Below are 16,513 nucleotides of genomic sequence, written 5' to 3'. Positions count from 1 at the left end.
AATTCATGAATCTAGACATTGTACGTTAGTCTTAATAAAAGTTCATGGTATTATGGACTCAGAATATTCTCAATGTAGATAAAAATAATAAAAAATGAAGTATTTTGTGCCCTGGGTTTATACCTTTTTCCTCCTTACTCTGTTGTTTTTTTCTTGGTTTGGTCACGCAACTAATAAACAGTGGCAATCACTTGTCAGTGATTATGAAAAGCATCTAGTTGCAAAATTAAAAAGCAAAGGGATCCCTGGTGGTGCACTGTCTATAGTAAACGGCCCGGATAATCTTTTTGCAAAAGGAGTCGGTGTTACAAAGTTTGTTAAGGGGCGCAAAATTGATACCCATACCCGCTTTCGCTTAGCCTCAGTATCGAAAACATTTGCAGGCTCACTGACGGCAAAACTCGCCAATGAAGGGCGCTTTTCTCTCGAAGATCCTGTTAGTAAATTTATTCCTAAATTCAGTAATACGAGTTATAAAAACAACTTGAAGGTTTATCACTTATTGAGTCATTCAGGTGGTTTAGTGCCCAATGCGTATGACAACTTAATCGAGTCGAGAATGAGTTACCCTGATATTGTCGCTAAGCTTTTAAGTGTTGAACCCATTTGTAAGCCAGGTCAGTGTTATGGTTATCAAAACGTGATGTTTAGTTTGGTTGATGAGGTGATTAAAACCAGTACCAAAATGGACTATTCCCGCTGGCTAAATGAATTTGTTTTTGCACCTTTGCAAATGAATGATGCAAGTTTAGGTTATGAAAAAATGATAACCGATAGCAATTATGCTCACCCTCATGTAAGAGGGCGTAAGCGTTGGCATACAGCAAGATTAAAACAAAATTACTATAAAGTGCTTCCCGCTGCGGGTGTTAACGCCAGTGCCAGTGATATGGCTATATGGCTTAAAGCACAATTGGGTTACTACCCAAGTGTGTTGTCGCCTGAAGTACTAGCAGATCAAACTCGTCCTTATACGCATACTAAAAAAGAGCTACGTCGTAGGGTGTGGAAAAAACACCTTAAAGAGGCTTATTATGGTTTAGGTTGGCGGGTTTATAATTATGATAATGAAACTCTTTATTACCACAGTGGCTGGGTGCAAGGCTATCGTAGTGATATCGTTATTATGCCGCATTTAAACATTGGTTTTAGTTTGATTTTAAATGCGGAAACTGGTTTGATCAATGAGCTTACCACAGAGTTTATTGACCGAGTCCTTGCTTATAAACGTCAGCAGAAATAACGCTAGGATCATTAATGAAGTACTTACTGAGTTTTTTAATTATTTTTTACACTGGCGCGGTTTATGCTATACCTGAAAATATTTTCTTATTTCGTCATAGTGAAAAAAGCGAAGGCAAGAACCCGCATTTAACAACCGCTGGAAAGCAAAGGGCGCTGCAATTACCTACTTTAATTCACCAAACTGAAACGGTTACGTTATACAGCACTAATTATAATCGTACCGTTGAGAGTGCAAGTGAATTAGCTAAGCACTTTGCTGTTGAGATTAATATTTATGATCCGCGAGATTTGGTGGCGTTTAAAGAGCAGATTTTGCAACAACAGGGCACAGTGATAGTCATTGGTCATAGCAATACGAGTGTTGAACTAGCGGCTTTAATTTCTGAATTAACGGTTAGTAAAATGCTTGAATCAGAATTTTCACGTTACTTCTTACTACAGCGCAAAGGGAAAAATTATCATCTTAGTGATTTACGAATGAATTTTTAGTCGATTGCACATTCTTTTACATTTTTCTTCACCGTAAAATTTAATTATAAAAAAACCAGCTTTCGCTGGTTTTTTTTAGGAAGCTAAAAAAATTAATTGCGCGGCAACTGAATCTTTTTCTCTTCACTTTGGCGGTAAAGTACAATCGTGTGGCCGATTGTTTGCAGTTTTTCTGCACCAGTTTCACGCACAATTGCCTCAAATATCAAGGCTTTAGTTTCACGATCGTCAGTGGGTACTTTAACTTTAATAAGTTCGTGAATCTCTAATGCACTTTGTATTTCAACCACAACACCTTCGGTTAAACCGTTTGAACCAAGTAAGACAACTGGTTTTAGAGAGTGTGCTTGACCTTTTAAAAACTGCTTTTGTTTGTTCGATAATTTCATGTTGTTACAAATTTTGCTGAATATGGCTTGAATTAAGGGTATTCTAACGCCATCTAAAGAATATTACTAATTAGTTGCGTGTTAATTTATGACAAATAAAAAACATTCAGCCAGTTCACAGCGTTGGTTGAAGGAACATTTTGATGATCCTTACGTTCACGAAGCCCAAAAGAAAGGTTGGCGCTCTCGTGCGATTTTTAAACTTGATGAAATTCAAAATAAAGATAAATTACTACGCCCAGCAATGACCGTGGTAGATTTAGGTGCAGCACCCGGTAGTTGGTCCCAGTATTTAGCAGAAAAAGTTGGCGCTAAAGGCCAAGTTGTTGCATGTGATATATTACCTATGGATTCACTGGCAGGTGTTGATTTTTTACAAGGAGATTTTCGAGAAGAGGCTGTACTCGATGCGCTATTAAATCGTATTGGGGGTAAAAACGTAGATGTGGTGCTTTCCGACATGGCACCGAATATGAGTGGCAATAGCTCTGTTGACCAAGCAGGCAGTATGTATCTGGTGGAACTAGCGCTGGACATGTGTCACCAAGTGTTGAAGAAAAATGGTGCATTTATTGTTAAAGTTTTCCAAGGTGAAGGTTTTGATCAATATTTACAAGATGTACGTAATAGCTTTAAAACAGTGAAGATACGCAAACCCGACGCCTCGCGTGCTCGTTCTCGTGAAGTATATATAGTAGCGACAGGCTACAAACTGTAGTACAGTTGTCAGGCGTGTAGTTGAATTTAAATTAATTGGATACAAGAGGTTAACCCCTTGAGCGATATGGCGAAAAATCTAATACTCTGGCTGGTAATTGCAGTTGTGCTAATGTCAGTCTTTCAGAGCTTTAATGGTGGCGATCAAATCGATCGTCAAACTAGTTACAGTCAATTTGTTAAAGACGCCCGAAATGGCGCTATACAAGAAGTGGCAATTGAGAGTACCAGTGGCACAATCACTGGGACTAAAAGTAATGGTGAGCGCTTTCAAACCATTATGCCTATTTATGACAAAGACATTTTAAATGACTTATTAAAAAGTGATGTGAATGTTAAAGGTGTTAAACCTGAAGAACAGTCGTTCTTAGCAAGCATACTTATTTCATGGTTCCCGATGCTGCTCCTCATTGGTGTGTGGATTTTCTTCATGCGTCAAATGCAAGGCGGTGGCGGTAAAGGTGCTATGTCGTTCGGTAAGAGCAAAGCACGCTTGATGAGCGAAGACCAAGTTAAAACAACCTTCGCGGATGTTGCTGGGTGTGACGAAGCGAAAGATGATGTGACCGAATTAGTGGATTTCTTACGTGATCCGTCTAAGTTCCAAAAGTTAGGTGGTAGTATTCCTAAAGGGGTACTGATGGTAGGTCCTCCTGGAACGGGTAAAACATTGCTTGCCAAAGCGGTTGCCGGTGAAGCAAAAGTACCGTTTTTTACTATTTCAGGTTCTGACTTTGTAGAAATGTTTGTTGGTGTTGGTGCGTCACGTGTTCGTGACATGTTTGAACAAGCTAAAAAAGCAGCGCCATGTATCATTTTCATCGATGAGATTGATGCAGTTGGTCGTAAGCGTGGTGCAGGTATGGGCGGCGGTCACGATGAGCGTGAACAAACTCTAAACCAAATGTTAGTAGAAATGGATGGTTTTGAAGGCAACGAAGGTATTATCGTTATCGCCGCAACGAACCGCCCTGATGTACTTGATCCAGCATTACTTCGTCCTGGTCGTTTTGACCGTCAAGTTGTGGTTGGTTTACCTGATATTCGTGGTCGTGAGCAAATATTAAAAGTTCATATGCGTAAAGTGCCTTTAGGCGACAACGTAGAAGCGGCTGTTATTGCCCGCGGCACGCCAGGTTTCTCAGGTGCCGACTTAGCAAACCTTGTCAACGAAGCTGCTTTATACGCTGCTCGTGGTAATAAGCGTGTAGTTAGCATGGCTGAGTTTGATGCTGCTAAAGATAAAATCATGATGGGTGCTGAGCGCAAGACCATGGTGATGAGTGAGCAAGAAAAAGAAATGACAGCCTACCATGAAGCGGGCCACGCAATTGTTGGTCGGTTAGTGCCAGAGCATGACCCTGTGTATAAAGTGTCTATTATTCCTCGTGGCCGCGCCCTTGGTGTAACTATGTACTTACCAGAGCAAGACCGTGTTAGTCATTCAAAAGAGTTGCTTGAGTCAATGATTTCAAGCCTTTATGGTGGACGTATTGCAGAAGCACTTATCTACGGTGAAGATAAAGTAACCACAGGTGCGAGTAACGATATTGAAAGGGCAACTGATATTGCGCGTAAAATGGTTACTCAGTGGGGTTTGAGTGAAAAGCTTGGGCCATTACTTTATGCAGAAGATCAGAATGAAATGTACATGGGTGGCGGCGGAGGCCGTGCTATGAGCATGTCGGATGAAACTGCAAAAGTAATTGATACTGAAGTACGTTTGTTTTCTGATAGAAACTACCAACGTGCTGAGGATATTCTTAAAGAGAATATCGATATCTTACATTCGATGAAAGATGCATTAATGAAGTATGAAACAATTGATGCAAAACAAATTGATGACTTAATGGCACGTCAACCAGTGCGCGAGCCTCGCGATGCGCATGACAGACGTGACACAGACGATAAAAAGCCAGAACCAGCCCAAGTAAAAGCTGAACCTGAGAATAAAGATCAAGAATCATCGCAAAAAGATGAAACAAACCTTGATGACAAAGCTGAATAATAGTTAAAATAGCTTATCTAAAAACCCCGGGCCACCGGGGTTTTTTGTATTAAAAAGAATAATCAATACGATGGATGTATTGAAGGTGAAAAATGACCACAGTTAATTTACCTCGAGGTCGTAAGTTGCACCTCAACACCCCAATCATTATGGGGATCTTAAATGTTACTCCTGATTCCTTTTCAGATGGTGGTTCATACTATCAAAAGGACAGCGCTGTCATTCAAGCTCAAGCCCTTCTTAACGATGGTGCGACCATAATAGATATTGGTGGTGAGTCGACGCGCCCAGGTGCGCCTGATGTCACGCTTGAAGAAGAGTTAAGTCGTGTAATACCCACAATAAAAGCAATAAGGGCTCATTCAGATTTAACTGTTAATGAATGTATCATTTCAATTGATACCAGCAAAAGCGAAGTTATGCGCCAGGCAGTACTTGCTGGTGCTGATATTATAAATGATGTGCGGGCTCTGCAAGAGCCTGATGCGCTTAACGTAGCAGCCCAGTTTAAAGATGTCGCTATTTGCTTGATGCATATGCAAGGCCAGCCTCGCACCATGCAAAGTAACCCGCAGTACAATGATTTATTTGCAGATATTAATCATTTTTTCCAGCAACGTATTGATGCTTGTAAAACAGCGGGCATTAAGCCACAGCAACTTATTCTAGATCCAGGCTTTGGTTTTGGAAAAAGTTTGACTCACAATTATCAATTGTTAGCACGATTTGATGAATTTAATCGATTTAATTTACCGGTGTTGGCAGGGCTTTCACGTAAATCAATGATTGGTAATTTACTAAATAGAACAACGGATGAGCGCCTTGCCGGCAGTTTAGCTGGGGCACTCATAGCAGCGCAACGTGGCGCAAAAATAATTCGAGTACATGATGTAAAAGAAACCGCAGATGTGCTTGCTGTTTGGCAAGCTTGCGAACAAGGAATATCAAATGAGCAATAGAAAATATTTTGGCACCGATGGTGTACGTGGCATGGTTGGGGAGTTTCCAATCACCCCTGAATTTGCACTTAAACTTGGTTGGGCAGCTGGTCGTGTACTGTCACAAAATGGCACTAAAAAAGTTATTATTGGTAAAGATACGCGGATATCGGGCTATATGCTTGAAACATCACTCGAAGCTGGCTTAATTGCCGCTGGTATTGATGTGGTTTTACTAGGGCCAATGCCAACACCGGCTGTTGCCTACCTTGCTCAAACATTTCGTGCTGAAGCGGGTATTGTGATCAGCGCTTCACATAATCCTTATCACGATAATGGTATTAAGTTTTTCTGTGGCCGAGGATTAAAACTCGGTGATGATGTTGAGCTGCAAATCGAAGCTATGCTTGACGAGCCTATGACGTGTGTAGCCTCTGATAAGCTAGGTAAAGCACGCCGTCTAGAAAGTGCTGATGGGCGTTATATTGAGTTTTGTAAGAGCCAATTCCCGCAAGGTTTATCACTTGAAGGGCTAAAAATTGTATTAGATTGCGCTAATGGAGCCACTTACCATATAGCACCATCAGTAATGCGTGAGCTAGGTGCTGAAATTATTTGTCATGCATGTGAACCAAATGGTGTCAATATCAATTTAGAGTGTGGTGCAACTCATGTAGATGCACTCAAACGTAAAGTACTTGAGCATAACGCTGACGTGGGTATTGCCTATGATGGTGATGGTGACCGTGTCATGATGGTTGATCATAATGGCCGTGTATTTGATGGCGATGATATTGTTTACATTATAGCTTGTCAGGCTGCCCAAGATGATATTTTAGGTGGTGGTGTTGTTGGTACGGTTATGTCTAATATGGGTCTTGAAAACGCATTAAAAGCCAAAGGTATCGCATTTGAACGTAGTAAAGTTGGCGACCGTTATGTAATGGAACTATTGCAAGAAAAAGGCTGGAAAATAGGTGGCGAAAGCTCTGGGCATGTATTGAATTTAGACCTTATTAGCACCGGCGATGGTATTATCTCAAGCTTACAAGTATTAGCCGCAATGGTTGCACAAAACCGCACGTTGAAAGATTTAGGTGCCGGTTTTACTAAATACCCAATGAAAATGATTAACGTGCGTTACAAAGCGGGCACGGATCCAACCCAAGCACCAGAAGTACTTGCTGCAGTTGCGGAAGTTGAAACTAAACTGGCCGACAAAGGTCGAGTTTTACTACGTAAGTCAGGCACTGAGCCGGTAGTGCGAGTAATGGTTGAGGCTGAAGAAGAAAAAGTAGTACTTGATAGCGCAAGCAAAATTGCTGCAGTTGTCGAATCTATGAGCAAACAAACTGATTGATAACAATAACCTCTTGTAACTTTGGGCGAGTCGAGTTACTATCTCGCCCGCTTTCTAATCTGGAGTGGAAAAATGGCAACACGCAAGCCAATGGTAGCTGGGAACTGGAAAATGAATGGCTCTTTAGAGCTTGTTAATCAGTTATCTGTTGCAGTAAATAACGTCAAATCAGTTGATTTAGATGTTGTAGTATTTCCTCCTTACCCGTTGTTATCTTCGTTAATTGAACAAGGTGTAACAACAGGTGCGCAAACTGTATCGGAAAATGAGCCAGGCGCTTTCACCGGTGAAGTGGACGCACAACTGATTAAAGACTTAGGTGCTAAGTATACATTGGTTGGTCACTCAGAACGCCGTAGTATTTATGGTGAAAGTAATGACACAGTTGCTAATAAATTTGCACGTGCACAGCAAGTAGGCTTAACCCCTATATTATGTGTAGGTGAAAGTGAGCAACAACGTGAACAAGAACAAACTGAATTAGTGGTTGCTGCACAAATTGATGCAGTAATTGATAAATTAGGTCTAGCAGCACTGAAAGATTCTGTGATAGCATACGAGCCCGTTTGGGCCATTGGCACAGGTAAGACTGCATCGCCTGAACAAGCACAAAGCGTGCACAAATTTATCCGTGATAAAATTGCTACTCTAAGCAGCGATTTAGCACAAGGGCTGACCATTCTTTATGGTGGCAGCGTTAATGAAAAAAATAGCGAATTATTATTTGCACAGCCAGATATAGATGGTGGCCTGATTGGTGGCGCTAGTCTAAAAGCAGATTCGTTTACTGCAATCTGTAATAGTGCAAAAAGGACCGTATAAGATGTACGAAATTTTATTAGTAGTTTATTTAGTTGTTGCGCTTGCACTTGTTGGTATGGTTTTAATTCAACAAGGTAAAGGCGCAGACATGGGGTCGTCATTTGGCGCTGGCGCATCAGGGACTGTGTTCGGTTCATCAGGTGCGGGTAACTTCATGACAAAAACAACCACAATTTTAGCGACAATCTTTTTTGTGCTAAGTATTGTGCTAGGTAATTTAACCGCGAATCAAATTAAGCAAAGTGATGAGTGGGAAAACTTAGAAGCAGCTCCTGCAGTTGAAACTGTAACACCGGCTGATAGCGATGTTCCAGTAACATCTACGAAAGAAAAATCTGACGTACCAAATTAATTTATAGAATATTGTTAAGCGGTTTACATTCCTCAAGTAAACTAACAAGCTTAACAGGTAAAAGTGAAAGCTTTAAAAATGCGGTTGTGGTGGAATTGGTAGACACGCTACCTTGAGGGGGTAGTGCTTTCGGGCGTGGGGGTTCAAGTCCCCCCAACCGCACCATATCAAAGAAACCGGTAACAGCGATGTTACCGGTTTTTTTATACTCATACATTCAGTTAGTTAGCTGTAATTTACAGATATTATCAATGTCAGTACCGGGTATTAGCCCTTTACAGCTGATTGGCTATCAGTCTAGCTAAATGAAAAGTTGTTGCCAAGTTTTGTCTCACTGTTTATTAGCTAACACATCACTACTAGGTTGTCGTGCTTGCTCAATGAAATTCTCTCCGTTATTAATTAATAGAGGCTAAAGCTAGCCCCTGGCTGTTGTTTTTGTTGTTATCTAGCTGAGTAAAGTCTTCGATTGTTTACTCTTTATTAATTGCAAATGTATGATCGTCGTTGATTAATTGAAATTTCAGAACAAATACTGCATTTTAAAAGGCTTGATATTTAGCTAGAACTGGTGTTTTTTGACCGTGTCAATCAATGCGGTCTATTCTTTTGTGCAACTGCTCTTGGGTAAGTCAGTTTGAATCAGATGCAAGCTGCTAAACTTACCATCATTGTATTAAACAATATTTAGTATCAAATAGGTTATCTTATAGCAAAGATGTCACTTTTTTTAATAAACTTAGGTGAGGTTTGAGTTAAATTGGTGAGTTTAATAAAATTTTCTTTATATTTAATGCTAAAACAATTAATTACAACAAAAGAGAATTGCAATTAACTAATAATAGCCTATAAATAGAGGATGTAAGTAAATCCTAACAAATAGTGTTAAAACTCTGATTGATTACGTATTGATGAGATGATTATATATAGAAAAGCTATATAAATTATAAATATAGTTAAAATATTAGGCCATCTAGCCGATAACACACATAGTTATAAAAATTAAGGTACATCGAATGGCGTCAAGTATGTCTTTTCAAAATATCAGTATCACTAAAAAAATCCATGCAATTACTAGTATTGCAGTGGTCGCTTTTATAGTGATAGTGCTGATAAATTATATTGCTATGGATGACAACCGAGGTTCATTGGATGAGCTAGAGAAAACCTCTTACCAGGTGGTTAAGTTAACATCTTCAAATGTTGTTCTATTAGAAAAACTAGACGAACTCTATACGCAAGCTGTAACGTTTGGCGAACAAGAACTGGTAGACAAAGCCGGTGACACATATGCAAAATTAACCGTTAACCTTGAAAAAATCACAGCTATTAACAGTAGTTACATCGACTCTCAAACACGCATCCAACTTAATAGTTATTCTAAGGTTTCTTCTGAAATAGCGATTGGAATGATAAAAGGTACTGCTGATTTTAGTAAGATCCAACAGCAAGCTCAGTCTAAAACACAGATGTATAACTCTGTTTTAGAGAGTTTTAAAAATGCGCAGCAACGTGCTGATGACCGTTTTTTTGAATTAGTTAAAGATACTAAGTCTCGTTCTGATAATGCTTTAACTTTGATGTTCGTCGTGTCTTTAGTGTCTTTGGTTTTACTTTTATTTATGGCTGTCTGGATTGCAAGAGGTATTGGGTCTGCAGCGAGTGAGGCGGCAGGAAATTTACGTTTACTAGGCGAAGGTAAAGGCTCACTAAGTACGCAGCTAACAGTACGATCTGAAGATGAAATTGGTCAAGTAGCAATCAATTTCAATACGTTTATAGCTTTATTACGAGGTTCAGTTTTAGATGTAATGGCTGTATGTGAGCCATTAATGGAAAATTCAACACGCTTAGTTCAAGGTATGGAGCAAGCTGAGCGGGCAACCAGTAAACAAACTTCAGATGCAGAGATTGTTAAACAGTCGATGGAAGAGATGAAGCAGAGTGTGGGTGATATCTCTCAATCGGCTGCTAACGCATCTCGTGCTGCACAAACAGCGGAGCAAGAAGTAGAACAAAGTCGTAGCCAGATTCAAACATCGGTTTCAGAATCTAAAACGCTGAGCAATGAAATAAATCATGCGGCAACTACAATCAATAAGTTAGCTGATGACACTAAAAATGTAACACAGATTTTAAATGTTATAACGTCGATTGCTGAACAAACAAATTTGTTAGCACTCAATGCCGCTATTGAAGCAGCTCGAGCTGGTGAGCAGGGCCGAGGCTTTGCGGTAGTAGCCGATGAAGTTAGAGAGCTTGCATCACGTACAGCTAAATCAACAAATGAAATCCGAGAACTATTAAATATACTGACAACAGCTGCAAATGAGTCGGTAAATGCAATGACTTCGGCACGGGATATGGCGACTAATAATGCCATTGCAGCAGAAAATACCGGTGTTTCAATTGAAAAAATTGCCGAACAAATGCTTGAGATTAATGGAATGAACTCGCAAATAGCAGCGGCCACTGAAGAGCAAACTTCCGTTGCTGCGATGGTTGTCGAGAATGTCTCTAACATGCATACGTCATTCGAAGATACAATGCAATCACTTGCCGCTGTAAGGGATGTTGCTAAAAATCTACATTATTTATCAGATAACTTATTAGATGCGACTGCGAAGTTTAAAGTTGAATAAAGGCGAATCTAAACTTTAAAATATTTAAGTAGATAATAAAAAACCACCTCGTTTGAGGTGGTTATTCAATTGAAAAATAAATAATTTTTAAAATTTGCCAATAACTTTTACGCTATCAGTCACCTTTGCGCTATCAATGTAGCCAATTCCATCCTTGTTGTTACTAACGAAATCAATCACAGCTTGATCATTACTAAGTTTTTCAGGTGGAGTTCCTTTACCGGTAAATATCAATTTTGACCAATAAGCATTGAGTTGACTGCCAGACTTACCAACCACTTTGTCGTTGAACTCATCTGCTACACTATTACTATCTTGGTTAACTGGGTTCACTTTCATACCATCAGCAAAAGATTTACTTTTTCCTAAGTAGATTTTTTTAATGGTATTAGCGTCAATTTGATTCGCATTTGCAGGGTTTACGATTACAGCAACTTCTGCAAATGTGTTCAATGAGCAAACAGTCAGTGCAGCGGCTAAAAATAATTTTTTCATCACAAACTCCAATTAAAATACTAAATCTACAGCGACAGCAACAACATCAGTCTCAGTATCTGTGATATCGTTTTTAAAGCGGCTAAAGTCTACCTTTAAAGCTGCAGAAGGGTGGAAGTCATAACGAGTGCCAATAGTGTATACATTACTTTTCGCTTTTGATCCCTCCAATACCAAGTTGATACCTTGATTTAAATCAGGAACGGCTGGTAGCGCATTATAACGGCTTTTTTCATGCTTATCGTCGTTATTCTCATAAGTCAAATGAACAGTCCACTCATCTATACGATAGCCTACAGATGTATAGTATTGAGTTTGCTTAGCTAATGCACTGTTATCTACTTCAAACTCCGTATATTCAGCATCGAATAACACGTTGTTATAATCAATAGAGAAACCAAGTGCTAAGAATGATCCGTCATCTTCATCGACAGCGATGTTATCAGCCTGATCAACAAACCCTGCGTTTCGTAATTTTGTTTCTAACTCATTGAGTGCGACAGCTGTTGCGTTATCATTTTCAATTGCTATAGATGTATCAGCTATAAAGTAGGCTGCGCGAGCACTAAACCAGTCGTAGCTTAGTGTCCAGTTAACGCCTGCTATATCATTAAGCTCAGTGTCACCATTAACTGATACAACGGCAATTGTACCGTCGTAGCTTCCATAAATACCTTGAAGTGTCGAGTCCCAATCACCAATTTGTGATGAATATAATAAACTTAAACCTTCATAGGTTGAAAAAGGAAGGTTATAAACTGATTGAGGTGGCCTTACCCAGCGGTATGCATAGCCAACATCTAAAAAGTCTGAATAACGATAAAAAGGTACGCGCATTTTACCTGCACTGAGTTGCAGCTCATCGGTAAACTCGTATGTTAAGTACGCCCATTCAAACTCAGCGTCAAAGTCATTTTCGCCACGGGCTACTATTTGTGCTGTTGCGCTTAATTTATCTTGCAGATCAGCAGATAATTGCAGCGCAAACACGCTTTCATTTTTAAAAGATATATCGTTATCATACCCATATAAAGTTGTATCATCGTCTAATGTTTTACCGCCAACAATAGAGGCAAAACCATTGATACGCACTTCTGCATATGAGCTTGCAGACGCACATACAGCGCAAAGAGCAATTGCGATAGGAAGTTTTTTCATTGTGTATCCTAATATTTAAAGAAATGTTGATTTCAAAGATATTCTAGTAGTAAAAGAGCGACTTAGCGACGCTATCGGTAAATAAAGTAGTTAAGGCCAATTTTAAGAAGTGAAAATTCAGAATAGATAAGGTGGATTATTTCATATGTTAGACTAATTTATAATAATTTTATTAGATTTTTAATTTTATCCAGCTAAATCATACCTAATTCAACCAAATAACTATAACCTTCTTCCTGAGGTGGCTGCTCATCGAACTTAACGTTCTTTTTAGGTTATGTGGCATCGTAAAAAACTCTTTAAAGGTGTGGTATTTAAAGATAAGAACTTGCGCAGTTCTAGTGCCAGTTATATTGTTGTTATTTATTGGTGTTTTAACAGCACCATACCGTATAAAAATAACAATTGAGGGTAGCCACAGTGGAACATAGGTTTTATGTGCTTAGTGATAAGCAGCAACGGCGCTTTCAACTAAAGCTAATAGGCTTGTATGTTCTTTTAAATATTCTGCTAGGAAGTGTGTTTACTTTTCTTGGAGTCCCTTTTGTTACTTTATTTGTACTGTCAGTAAGCTTGTCTGTATTAGCCCCTTTTATTGATGTACCAAGTGGCATAAAAGCAGGGAACTTAATTTATTACTCACCGTTACTCATTGCGGAAAAAGTAAAAAATAACAGTTTGGCTTTACATGGTGGGAGTTTATTCGATTACTACTTTGTTCTAGATTCAAGCCAAACCGCCCAGCAACGAAAAAAACAGGTCTTAAGCGGCTATGTTGCGGGGTTAATTAAACTAATTGAACATTATGAGCAGCAACAACATAAAAATATAACCATTAAGGCGACCAGTTATATTATTAATCCTAAAACAGCACAAAAAGTGGGCTTTAACCAGGTACAAACCGATGGCTTACAGACGTTACTTTTATATTTTAACTGGGTAAACATAAGCTGTTCAATGTCTATAATAAAAGGGCGCCTATCATTTGCTGATATTAGTAAAGTGTATTCATACCAAGGTAAATTGGAAGAGTTGATCGCCCGCAAAGCTTATTTGAAAGCTTTACAGGCACGGTTGTAAAGCAGGCAGGTTACCAAGCTTGAGTTTTAATTATCGTTATCTTGCTCGCGCTGTTCGCGGGCTTCACGTAATTCTTGGGCGAGTTCTTGTGCTTTTTGCTTGGTTTTTTCAGTTAACTCACCTGCAGCTTCTTTACTTTCGAGCCATGCGTCAAGGGCAACTTCTTTACCATCATCGTACATGTCTAAGCCAAGCTTTTTACTTTCAGCTAATAGCTCGTCAAGTGATTCATCCTTGAATTCATTAGTGGTATCTTTTACCTCATCCCACGCATCACCTAATGCTTTTTTCATTTCGGCTTTGGCTTCTGCTGCATCTTCTTTTACTTCATTAGCGTCTTCACATCCGCTGAGAATAACGCAACCTAACAAAACTAAACTCGCGATTTTTTTCATATTTGTTCTCTGTTAAAAGGGGGAGTGTTCCTAAGACCGTCATTCTTAGGTAAAGTAATTTTAGTAATAATTTAAAAACATGCAATATACAGGTAAAAATATGAACGTATCTAGAACAGCTCGACTTAGTTTTCGGTTAATGGATGAGCACGATGCACCGCTATTGTATGAATTAGATAATGATCCGCAAGTTATGCAGTACCTAACACGAGGGAAAGTGAGTAGCATGCAGACAATTCAAGAGGTATTTGTCCCACGTATGCAAGCGTATCGCAATGCTGAGAAGGGCTGGGGATTATGGCAGGTGAATATTACGCAAACAGGTGAGTTTATAGGCTGGGTACTGAGCAGGCCGATGGATTTTTTTACTAAATCACCTAACTATAATGACATTGAGATTGGTTGGCGTTTTAAACGCTCGAGCTGGGGCAAAGGGTTTGCTAGTGAAGCGGCTATAGCAATAGCTGATTGTATTGCCCAGCAGCCTCAAGTGCATGCTATTAGTGCGACAGCATTACAAGACAATCTAGCTTCAATTAAAGTTATGGAAAAGTTAGCCATGAAATTTATTAAAAATTACACTCATATAGATGAGGAAGGTGAGCTACCTGCTGTGCTATATCGAAAGTTAGTTTAATTGCCGTTTGACCTAGTGCGGTACAGTATGCATTAATGGTGAAATAATTTAGTTAAAAAATAAAATTAAAAAGGAATGAACTATGTTTTCTCGTGGTAAAATTTTGCTTTTATTGTGCTTCATGGTAATTCAGCTAAATCTAATGCTGAGTGCTGCAGAAAAAACGAGCCAAGCTGCGGTTGCCATGCCTGACAGTTATAGTAGTGATACCGCAAGGGCTATTCTAGAGCAAGGCGGTAATGCCGTTGATGCGGCTATCGCGGCACAATTTGTATTGGCTGTAACCCTACCTGAGGCTGGGAATATTGGTGGCGGTGGTTTTATGCTGATCCAAAAAGACGGCGCAAGTGACTTTATTGATTATCGTGAAACAGCACCGAGTGCGGCACATCGCGATATGTATTTAGATAAGCAGGGTAATGTTATTAAGCATCGTTCTGTGTATGGTATTCATGCCAGCGGTGTGCCTGGCAGTGTTGCAGGTATGTGGCTTGCTCATAAAAAACACGGGACTCTTGCTTGGAAAACCTTAGTTGAACCCGCCGTTAAATTAGCTGAACATGGCTTTATTGTACACCCAAAGCTTGCCAGCAGCATTGAGCGTTATATAGCTCGTATGGCTAAAAAAGACGTTTCGATTAATTTTGCTGATTATTTTGCCAGCGCTAAAGCAAAGCAAAACTTTAAGCAGCCAGAGCTTGCCGCGACACTTAAGCGCATTCGTGATAATGGTAAAGCAGGGTTCTATGAAGGCGAAACCGCTAAAATTATCGCTGATTTTATGGCGCAACATGGCGGTATAATCACGCAAGCCGATTTAAAAGGCTATCAAGCAAAATCACGGACTCCTATTAAAGCCAGTTGGAACGGTTATGAAGTTTTAACATCACCTCCTCCAAGCTCAGGCGGCATTGCTATTTTACAATGGCTAAGAATGTATGAATTAACTAAGCCAAGCGCAGGTTTTGAGCATAATTCTACTGGCTATATCCATTTACTATCTGAAATAGGTAAACGCGTTTTTGCCGATAGGGCAGAGTACTTAGGTGACCCAGACTTTTTTGACGTACCACAAACAGAGCTGATTGGCAGTGAATACCTTAAAAAGCGCAGTAGCACGATTATCCTTGATAAAATATCAACCACCGAAAGCATTAAACCAGGTTTGTATGAAAGCGAACAAACCACTCACTTTTCAATTGTAGATAAGTGGGGGAATGCAGTGTCAAACACCACAACGATTAACTTAGGGTACGGCAGTGGCGTCGTTGTTGCAGGTGCTGGCTTTTTACTTAATGATGAGATGGATGACTTTAGTGCAAAACCAGGCGTGATGAACGTTTTTGGCGCGCTTGGTGGCAAGGCCAACGAAATACAGCCACATAAACGTATGCTCAGCTCAATGACGCCAACTATCTTACTTAAAAACAATAAAGTAAAAATGGTCACCGGCTCACCTGGCGGCACGACGATTATCAGCTCAGTGTATGAATCGATTTTAAACGCGGTTGAATTTAATATGAGCGCAGAAGAAGTGGTGAATAGCCCACGTTTTCACCACCAGCTATGGCCTAAAAATGTGATTCGCCATCACAGTGGTTTAGATGCTGATGTTATCAGTGCACTTGAAAAAATGGGTTACACATTAGATGAACGCCGCTTTGGTGATATGCATGTGATCATTGAGCGTGATGGCAAACTTGATGCAGGCTCAGAAGCGTCGGGTCGCGGCAAAGCCATGGTGTTTTGATTTTAGCTGTAAGTGGTTAGCCGTAAGCTTGCGCGA

The 16,513-nt window shown here is 39.8% G+C and carries 16 protein-coding genes and 1 tRNA gene; 13 read left to right on the top strand and 4 right to left on the bottom strand.

Annotated features, from left to right (window positions below; all coding sequences use genetic code 11):
• The first annotated feature begins 94 nt into the window (after positions 1 to 94).
• Together QMA12_RS06805 and QMA12_RS06800 are read left to right on the top strand one after the other, a co-directional pair.
• Positions 95 to 1,243, top strand: a complete 1,149-nt coding sequence (locus QMA12_RS06805) for a serine hydrolase domain-containing protein (protein ID WP_290209650.1) — start codon at positions 95 to 97, stop codon at positions 1,241 to 1,243.
• Between the two features lie 14 nt (positions 1,244 to 1,257).
• Entirely contained in the window at positions 1,258 to 1,734 is a 477-nt protein-coding gene (locus QMA12_RS06800; protein WP_290209649.1) for a histidine phosphatase family protein, read from the top strand.
• A gap of 92 nt (positions 1,735 to 1,826) precedes the next feature.
• On the opposite strand, the gene yhbY is transcribed toward QMA12_RS06800, so the two are convergent.
• Positions 1,827 to 2,123: a ribosome assembly RNA-binding protein YhbY gene (gene yhbY / locus QMA12_RS06795; RefSeq protein WP_058559834.1), complete on the bottom strand. Its 297-nt coding sequence runs from the start codon at positions 2,121 to 2,123 to the stop codon at positions 1,827 to 1,829.
• An 88-nt stretch (positions 2,124 to 2,211) separates the two neighbouring features.
• Between yhbY and rlmE the strand changes: the two genes are divergently transcribed.
• The 8 genes from rlmE (at position 2,212) to QMA12_RS06755 (ending at position 10,962) form a co-directional block, all read left to right on the top strand.
• Complete coding sequence (gene rlmE / locus QMA12_RS06790) at positions 2,212 to 2,841, top strand: 23S rRNA (uridine(2552)-2'-O)-methyltransferase RlmE (RefSeq protein ID WP_087530813.1); 630 nt, start codon at positions 2,212 to 2,214, stop codon at positions 2,839 to 2,841.
• Positions 2,842 to 2,907: 66 nt separating this feature from the next.
• Positions 2,908 to 4,848 carry an ATP-dependent zinc metalloprotease FtsH gene (gene ftsH, locus QMA12_RS06785; protein ID WP_290209648.1) on the top strand — a complete coding sequence of 647 codons (1,941 nt, stop codon included), beginning with the start codon at positions 2,908 to 2,910 and terminating at the stop codon, positions 4,846 to 4,848.
• A 92-nt stretch (positions 4,849 to 4,940) separates the two neighbouring features.
• Complete coding sequence (folP, locus tag QMA12_RS06780) at positions 4,941 to 5,807, top strand: dihydropteroate synthase (RefSeq protein ID WP_290209647.1); 867 nt, start codon at positions 4,941 to 4,943, stop codon at positions 5,805 to 5,807.
• Positions 5,797 to 7,146: a phosphoglucosamine mutase gene (gene glmM / locus QMA12_RS06775; RefSeq protein ID WP_087530811.1), complete on the top strand. Its 1,350-nt coding sequence runs from the start codon at positions 5,797 to 5,799 to the stop codon at positions 7,144 to 7,146. The genes folP and glmM overlap by 11 nt, the downstream gene beginning before the upstream one ends.
• A gap of 72 nt (positions 7,147 to 7,218) precedes the next feature.
• Positions 7,219 to 7,968 (top strand): triose-phosphate isomerase, encoded by a 750-nt coding sequence (tpiA, locus tag QMA12_RS06770; RefSeq protein WP_290209646.1) that lies wholly within the window; start codon positions 7,219 to 7,221, stop codon positions 7,966 to 7,968.
• A 1-nt stretch (position 7,969) separates the two neighbouring features.
• Positions 7,970 to 8,320, top strand: a complete 351-nt coding sequence (gene secG / locus QMA12_RS06765; RefSeq protein ID WP_087530809.1) for a preprotein translocase subunit SecG — start codon at positions 7,970 to 7,972, stop codon at positions 8,318 to 8,320.
• A gap of 80 nt (positions 8,321 to 8,400) precedes the next feature.
• Positions 8,401 to 8,485: transfer RNA gene (locus QMA12_RS06760), tRNA-Leu, on the top strand.
• An 851-nt stretch (positions 8,486 to 9,336) separates the two neighbouring features.
• On the top strand, positions 9,337 to 10,962 hold the full coding sequence (locus QMA12_RS06755; RefSeq protein ID WP_290209645.1) for a HAMP domain-containing methyl-accepting chemotaxis protein: 1,626 nt from the start codon (positions 9,337 to 9,339) through the stop codon (positions 10,960 to 10,962).
• Between the two features lie 87 nt (positions 10,963 to 11,049).
• Here QMA12_RS06755 and QMA12_RS06750 read toward each other — a convergent pair whose 3' ends face one another.
• Positions 11,050 to 11,457 carry a phosphate ABC transporter substrate-binding protein gene (locus tag QMA12_RS06750; protein WP_087530807.1) on the bottom strand — a complete coding sequence of 136 codons (408 nt, stop codon included), beginning with the start codon at positions 11,455 to 11,457 and terminating at the stop codon, positions 11,050 to 11,052.
• 12 nt (positions 11,458 to 11,469) lie between these two features.
• Complete coding sequence (locus QMA12_RS06745; RefSeq protein WP_290209644.1) at positions 11,470 to 12,615, bottom strand: porin; 1,146 nt, start codon at positions 12,613 to 12,615, stop codon at positions 11,470 to 11,472.
• Between the two features lie 420 nt (positions 12,616 to 13,035).
• Here QMA12_RS06745 and QMA12_RS06740 point away from each other — a divergent pair, with 420 nt between their 5' ends.
• The gene (locus tag QMA12_RS06740) at positions 13,036 to 13,695 is read left to right on the top strand and encodes a hypothetical protein (RefSeq protein ID WP_087530805.1); all 660 of its coding nucleotides are present in this window, start codon (positions 13,036 to 13,038) and stop codon (positions 13,693 to 13,695) included.
• 26 nt (positions 13,696 to 13,721) lie between these two features.
• On the opposite strand, the gene QMA12_RS06735 is transcribed toward QMA12_RS06740, so the two are convergent.
• Positions 13,722 to 14,090: a hypothetical protein gene (locus tag QMA12_RS06735; protein ID WP_087530804.1), complete on the bottom strand. Its 369-nt coding sequence runs from the start codon at positions 14,088 to 14,090 to the stop codon at positions 13,722 to 13,724.
• 100 nt (positions 14,091 to 14,190) lie between these two features.
• Between QMA12_RS06735 and QMA12_RS06730 the strand changes: the two genes are divergently transcribed.
• Together QMA12_RS06730 and ggt are read left to right on the top strand one after the other, a co-directional pair.
• Positions 14,191 to 14,727, top strand: coding sequence for a GNAT family N-acetyltransferase (locus tag QMA12_RS06730; RefSeq protein ID WP_290209643.1), 537 nt, complete (start codon positions 14,191 to 14,193; stop codon positions 14,725 to 14,727).
• 121 nt (positions 14,728 to 14,848) lie between these two features.
• Positions 14,849 to 16,477 carry a gamma-glutamyltransferase gene (ggt, locus tag QMA12_RS06725; protein WP_290209684.1) on the top strand — a complete coding sequence of 543 codons (1,629 nt, stop codon included), beginning with the start codon at positions 14,849 to 14,851 and terminating at the stop codon, positions 16,475 to 16,477.
• Positions 16,478 to 16,513: the final 36 nt, after the last annotated feature.

Origin of the sequence: Pseudoalteromonas sp. APC 3893 (assembly GCF_030408095.1) — a bacterium.
Taxonomy (GTDB): Bacteria; Pseudomonadota; Gammaproteobacteria; order Enterobacterales; family Alteromonadaceae; genus Pseudoalteromonas.
Note: the sequence above shows the minus strand (reverse complement) of the source record. Positions and strands in the feature narration are given on the sequence as shown.

Coding starts and splice junctions, on each gene's coding strand:
- rlmE (WP_087530813.1), top strand. CDS start 2,212: ATGACAAATAAAAAACATTCAGCCAGTTCACAGCGTTGGTTGAAGGAA.
- yhbY (WP_058559834.1), bottom strand. CDS start 2,123: ATGAAATTATCGAACAAACAAAAGCAGTTTTTAAAAGGTCAAGCACAC.
- ftsH (WP_290209648.1), top strand. CDS start 2,908: ATGGCGAAAAATCTAATACTCTGGCTGGTAATTGCAGTTGTGCTAATG.
- QMA12_RS06755 (WP_290209645.1), top strand. CDS start 9,337: ATGGCGTCAAGTATGTCTTTTCAAAATATCAGTATCACTAAAAAAATC.
- QMA12_RS06730 (WP_290209643.1), top strand. CDS start 14,191: ATGAACGTATCTAGAACAGCTCGACTTAGTTTTCGGTTAATGGATGAG.
- QMA12_RS06745 (WP_290209644.1), bottom strand. CDS start 12,615: ATGAAAAAACTTCCTATCGCAATTGCTCTTTGCGCTGTATGTGCGTCT.
- ggt (WP_290209684.1), top strand. CDS start 14,849: ATGGTAATTCAGCTAAATCTAATGCTGAGTGCTGCAGAAAAAACGAGC.
- glmM (WP_087530811.1), top strand. CDS start 5,797: ATGAGCAATAGAAAATATTTTGGCACCGATGGTGTACGTGGCATGGTT.
- tpiA (WP_290209646.1), top strand. CDS start 7,219: ATGGCAACACGCAAGCCAATGGTAGCTGGGAACTGGAAAATGAATGGC.
- QMA12_RS06750 (WP_087530807.1), bottom strand. CDS start 11,457: ATGAAAAAATTATTTTTAGCCGCTGCACTGACTGTTTGCTCATTGAAC.
- folP (WP_290209647.1), top strand. CDS start 4,941: ATGACCACAGTTAATTTACCTCGAGGTCGTAAGTTGCACCTCAACACC.
- QMA12_RS06800 (WP_290209649.1), top strand. CDS start 1,258: ATGAAGTACTTACTGAGTTTTTTAATTATTTTTTACACTGGCGCGGTT.
- QMA12_RS06735 (WP_087530804.1), bottom strand. CDS start 14,090: ATGAAAAAAATCGCGAGTTTAGTTTTGTTAGGTTGCGTTATTCTCAGC.
- QMA12_RS06805 (WP_290209650.1), top strand. CDS start 95: ATGAAGTATTTTGTGCCCTGGGTTTATACCTTTTTCCTCCTTACTCTG.
- secG (WP_087530809.1), top strand. CDS start 7,970: ATGTACGAAATTTTATTAGTAGTTTATTTAGTTGTTGCGCTTGCACTT.